The organism is Thauera sp. 27 (assembly GCF_000310125.2).
Taxonomy (GTDB): Bacteria; Pseudomonadota; Gammaproteobacteria; order Burkholderiales; family Rhodocyclaceae; genus Thauera; species Thauera mechernichensis.
In genome coordinates, this window is sequence record NZ_AMXB01000085.1 from 1 (window position 1) to 2,834 (window position 2,834).

Below are 2,834 nucleotides of genomic sequence, written 5' to 3' on the forward strand. Positions count from 1 at the left end.
AGCAGGGTGGCGACCGCGCCGGCAGCACCACCAAGGCCGCCCGGGCCCGCGCCGGGTGCGCCGCCGCCCGGCGCGCCCGGCGTGTTCGTGGCCGGCTTTTCGCCGTCGCTCCAGGCGCCTTGCTCGGTGCGCCCGGTGACGTCGGGGGCAAAGGGTGCGATGGCGGTGTCGTGCAGGTCGGCCTCAAGCGCGAGCAGGTCGCGCCCCCAGGCCCACTTCGCCACTGGCTGGCCGCGTGCGGCACGGGCGTTGAGGCGTCCGGCAGCGTCGGTCCACACCGGCACCCCGGCGGCCTTGCCTAGGCGGGACATCCATTCCCACAGGGAGCATTGGGCGTCGATGGCGAGGAAGGCGAATCGAGGCCCGGTGTCGAGCTCACCGATGTCGAGCTGCGCTTCGCCCGCCCACAGCGTGAGCAGGTCGGCAAAGTGCTGGTTCTCATAGCCGGCGTTGCGCCGCAGCCGCGCCAGCGCGGTGGCCGGTGCGCCGAGTACGAGTTCGAGCACGCCGCTGGCGCCGCCGAGCAGGGCGATCGGGCCGCTGAAGACGGCCGGCGGATCGTCTCCTGCGCCGAGCTGCAGCTTGAGCACGTCGCCGGCGGCAAGCGCGGGGAAATCGGCGCGCGGCAGGAAGCGCAGGCGGCATGAGGACAGCGCGGGTGCAGGCAGCAGGTTCACTTCGGCGCCAATGAGTGCAGTGGTGAGTGGATCGGGCTGGCCGGGACCGGTGACCAGGGCCACGAGTTCGGCACCGAAGCCCCCCGCCGAGGCCGCGCCGCCGCCGCGCGAAACCTTGGCCTGCGGCGGTGGCAGCGTGCCGTTGCCCGCGCTGTGGTCGAGCGCGGCGCCGAGTGCATCCATGAGCGCGTCGCCGATCATGGTGGCAGCTCCGTGCTGCGGGCGTTGGCCGAGCGGTACCAGCGCAGGTTGCGCAGCACACCGTCGCCCGGCGCGTCGGCGAAGACGAAGGGCAGTGTGTAGTCGCCCAGGTCGCCTTCCTGCAGGATGGGCCGCGGCGGGGTGTGCGTCGCCGCGCTTGGGTCGGGGCCGGGGACGACGTGCAGGTGAAGGTGGTTGTGGAAGCTCACGCCGGTGCTGCCCGCGCGCATCAGCGGGTTGCCGCGGCGCACCCGGGTGCCGATGATGTCGAGCGCGCCCTTGCCGTAGAGTGCTTGCCACAGCTCGCGCACGCCGCCGGTGGCGCCGTGGCCGTACACGGCATAGGTGGTGACGGGCGTGCCGCCCTGGTCGCGGTCCTGGCTGTCGATGCGGCTGTCGTGGCGTACCACGATGTAGTTCCAGCTCGGATTGCCATTGCGCCAGCCTGCGCCCATCACGGTGTCGGATGCGGTGCGTGCCGCGGTGCGCTGTGTGCCGTCGGGATTGATGTTGTCCGGGATCCAGTCGAAGAAGTCGATCACGGTGCCGTCGCGGATGGCGAGGATCTCGTCGCCGAAGTCGTGCGCGAAATCGTAGGCATAGATCTGCGGGAAGCTGTTCCAGCGCGCATGGCTGAAGAAACCGAGATTGGCCTGGCCGACGTACATCGCAATGCCGGCCGCGTAGGGCAGTTGATAGGGCGAGCCGGCCTTGTCGGGATAGCCGGCGAAGTCGCTGCGCGGATTGCCGGCGGCGTCCGTGTAGGGCGTGCCCGCGGGGTCGATGCGCGGGTTGTAGCGCCCGTCGTCGGTACTGCCGTCGCGCTGGGCGTAGAACTCGACGATGAAGGAAAGGGTGCCGACCAGCGTGCCGACGCCGATCTTCTCGCCAAGCTGGACCGGTGTGTGGGTGCGGGCGATGGCCCAGGCGAGCAGGGTGCCGATGGCGTTGGAGAAGGCGCTCGCGAGCGGGGCGCCGAGCAGCATCCAGGGGAAATAGAGCGGCCCGAAGGCGGCCGCGCCGTTGTTGTCGAAGGGCAGGCCGTAGTCGTCGCGCGGAATGAGGGCGCGGAAGCCGAAGCCGATCGCCAGGTTGACGAGGCCGATGACGGCGTCTGCATGTGCCCAGTTGGCCGGGCGCAGGTCCTCGCCCGACGCGGGTGGGCCACCCGCCCCGGTCTGGTTGATCAGCGTGAACAGCGACAGGAAGAAGTCGTTCACGCCCTGGGTGGCGCCGCTGATGGTGTAGGCCGAGAGCGCATCGCCGCCGATGAGCGTGAGCCACTGCAGGAAGCCGAGGCCGGCCGTGGTCTCGGTGTGCACCCCCTCGAAGGAGCCGCCGATGACGGTGAGCATCGGCAGCAATGACGAGAACAGCCAGGTCGAACCCACCCCCCAGCCCAGCGAGCGGCAGAGCAGCGAGGGCAGTGGTGCGCCGCCTGCCCCGCGCGCGATGCCGTCCGTCCAGTGCCACAGCCAGAGCGGGATGTTGCAGGCGTACTCGCGCTCGCCCTGGCCCATCGCCACCGCATGCCAGAAGCCCGCGCCAAGTTTCTGCAGGATGGCGGTGGCCTGGGTCCAGCCTTCGAGGAAGGCTGGCGGTATGGCGCCGAAGCTGAAGTGCTCGCGGCTGGGCGGGCCGGCGAACTGGGGGGCCTGGAACCAGGCGAAGGGCGCGTCGGCGCGGTGCAGCACGGCGTCGTCGACGGTGGCACGGCGCAAGGTCAGGCATCGGCCGTCGGTGCTGCGCCAGACCTCGTCGCCGGGGTAGCCAGGGGTGACGTTCTGCAGCAGGCCGATGCCGGCGCCGTTCGAGAACCCCTGGCGATGGCGTGCATACAGCCAGGAGGCGTACCAGCAATACTGTCCGTCGTCTTCGCGGCGGGGCGCGGCGTCCGCACGCGCGCTGGCCGGGGCTGTGCGACGCGCAGCCAGCGCCGGTGCGGCGGCAGGGGGC

General features: G+C 71.3%; 2 protein-coding genes. Both read right to left on the bottom strand.

What is annotated here, in order from left to right; translation table 11 throughout:
* A partial coding sequence (locus tag B447_RS21425; RefSeq protein ID WP_004249077.1) for a hypothetical protein occupies nt 1–878 on the bottom strand: 878 nt, incomplete at its 3' end.
* On the bottom strand, nt 875–2,834 hold a 1,960-nt coding region (locus B447_RS21430; RefSeq protein WP_004249078.1), incomplete at its 5' end, for a M23 family metallopeptidase. The genes B447_RS21425 and B447_RS21430, both read right to left, overlap by 4 nt.